This is a genomic window from Paraburkholderia sp. BCC1885 (assembly GCF_900996235.1).
Taxonomy (GTDB): Bacteria; Pseudomonadota; Gammaproteobacteria; order Burkholderiales; family Burkholderiaceae; genus Paraburkholderia.
This window is the reverse complement of sequence record NZ_CAAJGM010000267.1, coordinates 1-3661: the sequence shown is the minus strand read 5'-3', so window position 1 is coordinate 3661 and position 3661 is coordinate 1. Positions and strand designations below refer to the sequence as shown.

Sequence of the window (3661 nt, the reverse complement as noted above, 5' to 3'; positions counted from 1 at the left end):
GCAAGACCTTCGACAGCGCTTGCTCTTTGAACTCGACAGAATACGTTTGTTTCGTCTTCAACCTACACCTCTGATTTCTTCAAATTAAAAAAATTCAGAGGCGACAACTACTATGACACCGGGGGCCTTTCGCGACGTCATCACCGAACCGGCACTTAGACACCTCATCTGGTCTGCCGAGGCCTACGCGAAGCACCCGAAGAATGGCTTGACGTCAAACGGCTTCCTGCCCGTTATCGTCCGTCCTCCAAATCAACGCAAGGTGCTTCTCGACCGTATCGAATTCGAAAAGTGGCTGACGTCGCGGCAGGTGAAACAGATCCCCCTCACACAGTAATAACGCATCGCATTGGCGATCGACAGGCGTCCTGGTCGCCAACCTCAACGTATCTATTTTCTCAGGAATTCTTCATGGAAAGCGCTACTTCTTTCTGTCTAACGCTTGCGGGTTTCTTTGCGTTAGATCTTCCAGCAGTCGTTGAACTCTTAGGGCCGCTCTTCCTTGCGAAGTCGATCGGTATGCTCGTGGCTCCTCGCGGATGCGGTAAGTCTTTACTCGCGGGGCTTATTGCCTATGCCATCGCAGCGGGCAAACCCGTCTTTCCATGGGGCACGGGATCGGGCGACCATGTCCTCTACATAGACGGAGAAATGCGAGCCGCAGGACTTCGGGACCGCTTTCTACAGTTGCACAAATTCAACACGTCACAAGAATCGCAGGAACAGGTACTTAAGAGACTTCATATCATTAGTCGTGATGTCGCAGGCGACGTAATTGGCTCGCTCGACACGCTCGAAGGCCTGGCATCGTTTGATACGCTTATCCCTGCGCCTGTCAGATTTATCGTCATTGACAATTATGCGTCGCTAACAGGCAGCGGAAGCGAAGGTCCAGAAAAATTCGCGATCCTGAAGCAATGGCTCGTACGCAAGCGGCTGGATGGCGTCGCCGTCCTTCTCCTCCATCACACGGGGAAATCCGGTACACAACGGGGCTCCAGCACGCACGAAGACCTGCTCGATTACGTGATCCAGTTGTCACCTCGTAATGAGCCAGGGAAAACCGCATTCACACTGCGCCACACGAAACTACGCGACCACCTGCCTTTGTTGAAGGGCGACTTCGACGGTGCATTTTGGACTGACGGCGAGAAAATGTGCTTCAAGATCGCCGCCGCCGAAAAGTATGCGCGACCTGAAGACGCGGCGATTCTGGAGATGCGCAAGCAAGGCCATCCGTTCCAGAAGATTGCCGATGAAGTCGGATTGAGCAAGGCAACTGTTCAGCGCCGATACAAGGAACTCCAGGCGTCACAGGCCGAACTCCACGCAGCCAGTACGGAAGCCGAAGATTGATATGCCCGTCGGTTCATCGGTTCGCGCGCCATAGTACGTGAACCGGTGAACCGTCCGATCAGACCATAACGCGGGATCGGTGGCGTTTAACACTGCTTACGTATGCAAAACGCCACCAGCCCGAACCGAGTTCAATCATGGATAATTTCAAGTTTATTATCAACGGTATTCAAGTAGAGATCAAAGCATTGACCGCTGCGCTGAAGAGCGCTGGTGTCAACCTCACTGTACGGCACGAATCTGATCAGGAAGAACCACTACTGCTCTTCGCACTGAAGGTCGGCAAGGCCAATGGAAAATGGCTCTTTACTTACGACAGCAAAGCACAGTCGCTAAGCTGCTCGGGAGGAGCCACGAGCACGTTCTTTGGTCATAACCTGTGGGTGTTTCGCAATGAAGCAACGCAAATGCGCGCGATTGCCTCAATCGTCATTGACGCGCTATCCACAATCAATGGAGTGAACATCACCAGTTCCGCCGAAGACATTGTTCCCGATCGGGTGGAAATGACTAGTCATTTCCCGCTGCAAGACGTTACGCACAATGATGCGATTCAGCGGATTGACGCAATGCTTAAGCGTCGCTGCGGAAAATCGCGCTTTCGCAATGGGGACGCTCACAATGAGGCGGGCGTCACTGGAATCGGGCCAACGAAAAGCGAGCGCTGGCTGAGGATCTACAACCCTCTTTGGAAGCAGGGCAAAAAGCCACCGCATATCGGTCAGCAGGCGTGGTACGAGTTGGCAGGCTTCTGCGCCCGCCATCTTCGCGTCGAGATAATTCTTCGTGATCGAGATATTGCTCGTCTTGACCTGACCAAGGTTTCGGCGTGGGAGGATCACGAGCGCATTGATGGAATCCTGCGAGAGAAGCTCTGGCATGCAGGGCTCACCGTGCCCTTCACGTCAACTATCGGAGAACTCACGCCGAACGACGTGAGAAGCACAAATCCGGCGTTTGTTGACGCGGCCCGTCACTTTTTCACGGACGGCGAACGAGGAAGCCCCATCGACAAGCGTAATGGGTCTGCAAACCGGTTCAGGCAATTCATGATCGCGCGGGGTCACGACATTAACATCCCCTTCGGCGATCATCACCTGCTTGCGCACGGTCTGCACGAGATGCTCGAACTCGAGCGTCGGGCCACGTTACCGTCAACCCTGCGTACCAATCAGGAGTTGTTTGGGCGTTGGTGGGAAGACAATAAGTGATGCTGGGCGGAGGGGGCGCCAACTCGGCGAATCCAATCGCTTAATGTTTAGAAGCGACTTGAATCTTCTGCAAACGCAAGAGCAGTGCGCCCCAGCACACGGCCTTGATCACCAACGACATCGTGATCAAGGCGGCCAATCCTGACAACACCGGATCCGTGATCCGCTGCGACAACTTCGGACGGTACAGGCGACCGCCTACCCAGGTCTTTCCGCGATAGCATAAGTGCCAACGAATTTTCTCGATGAGTTCCTGCTCCAGATCCCAAATCGCGCCGACGTGCCAAGATTTCCCGAATAACCTGAGCCGGCGGCCGTTCAGAAAGTCAAAATGCGTCGGGTGCCAATAATGCGACTCCGACGCACGTATCATGGCTCCATCGCCGGTTCGCCCACCATGGATCCTGTAGAAAAAGGCTTCATATGATGGAGCAATGCCGTTTGCCGCACAGCTGAGGCCTTCGACCGGAAAGTTCGCAAGTGTAAGCCACTGCGTCTTCCCGGCGGCTAGCTGCCGGACACGCAAAGGATCTACGAACTCAAGTGCACCCAGCGTTGCTACGACGTCGAACTCCAGTTCATCGATGTCCGATATTCCGATGTTTTCGACCAATACGATGGAAGGACGCCCCGGATCTTCATCGACCAGTGATGTGCGGTAGAACTTCACCCTAGAGCGTGTTAGGAACTTTGGATAATCGGCGCAGCATGAACGAGCATCAACATAGCGAAGACGACGAAGTGCAAACCTGCCAAGGTTTCGGGCAGGCGCTCGTAGTCGCGAGCCAGTCGCCGGAACCGGTTGAGCCAACCGAAACTGCGCTCGACCACCCAGCGACGCGGCAGCAGCACGAAGCCCTTTTTCGCCTCGGGCAGCTTGATGACCTGCAGTTCGATGCCTTCGTCACGGGCGGCCCGCGCCGCATCCTCGCCTGTATAGCCTTGGTCAGCGAATGCCAGCTTCACTGTCCCCCGGTGTCATAGTAGTTGTCGCCTCTGAATTTTTTTAATTTGAAGAAATCAGAGGTGTAGGTTGAAGACGAAACAAACGTATTCTGTCGAGTTCAAAGAGCAAGCGCTGTCGAAGGTCTTGC

Annotated in this window: 3 protein-coding genes and 1 pseudogene; 2 read left to right on the top strand and 2 right to left on the bottom strand. The window is 54.4% G+C overall.

Going from position 1 to position 3661, the window contains the following annotated elements:
* The first annotated feature begins 411 nt into the window (after positions 1–411).
* Complete coding sequence (locus tag FQ755_RS34735) at positions 412–1356, top strand: AAA family ATPase (protein WP_144162278.1); 945 nt, start codon at positions 412–414, stop codon at positions 1354–1356.
* A gap of 137 nt (positions 1357–1493) precedes the next feature.
* Positions 1494–2567 carry a hypothetical protein gene (locus FQ755_RS34730; protein ID WP_144162274.1) on the top strand — a complete coding sequence of 358 codons (1074 nt, stop codon included), beginning with the start codon at positions 1494–1496 and terminating at the stop codon, positions 2565–2567.
* Between the two features lie 40 nt (positions 2568–2607).
* On the opposite strand, the gene FQ755_RS34725 is transcribed toward FQ755_RS34730, so the two are convergent.
* Both FQ755_RS34725 and FQ755_RS34720 read right to left on the bottom strand, forming a co-directional pair.
* On the bottom strand, positions 2608–3237 hold the full coding sequence (locus FQ755_RS34725; protein ID WP_144162271.1) for a hypothetical protein: 630 nt from the start codon (positions 3235–3237) through the stop codon (positions 2608–2610).
* Positions 3238–3248: 11 nt separating this feature from the next.
* A pseudogene (locus FQ755_RS34720) lies at positions 3249–3536 on the bottom strand (transposase); the annotation flags it as partial.
* Between the last annotated feature and the right edge of the window lie 125 nt (positions 3537–3661).

Bases quoted from the DNA above. Each gene is read 5' to 3' on its own strand.
- FQ755_RS34735 (WP_144162278.1), top strand. From the start codon at position 412: ATGGAAAGCGCTACTTCTTTCTGTCTAACGCTTGCGGGTTTCTTTGCG.
- FQ755_RS34730 (WP_144162274.1), top strand. From the start codon at position 1,494: ATGGATAATTTCAAGTTTATTATCAACGGTATTCAAGTAGAGATCAAA.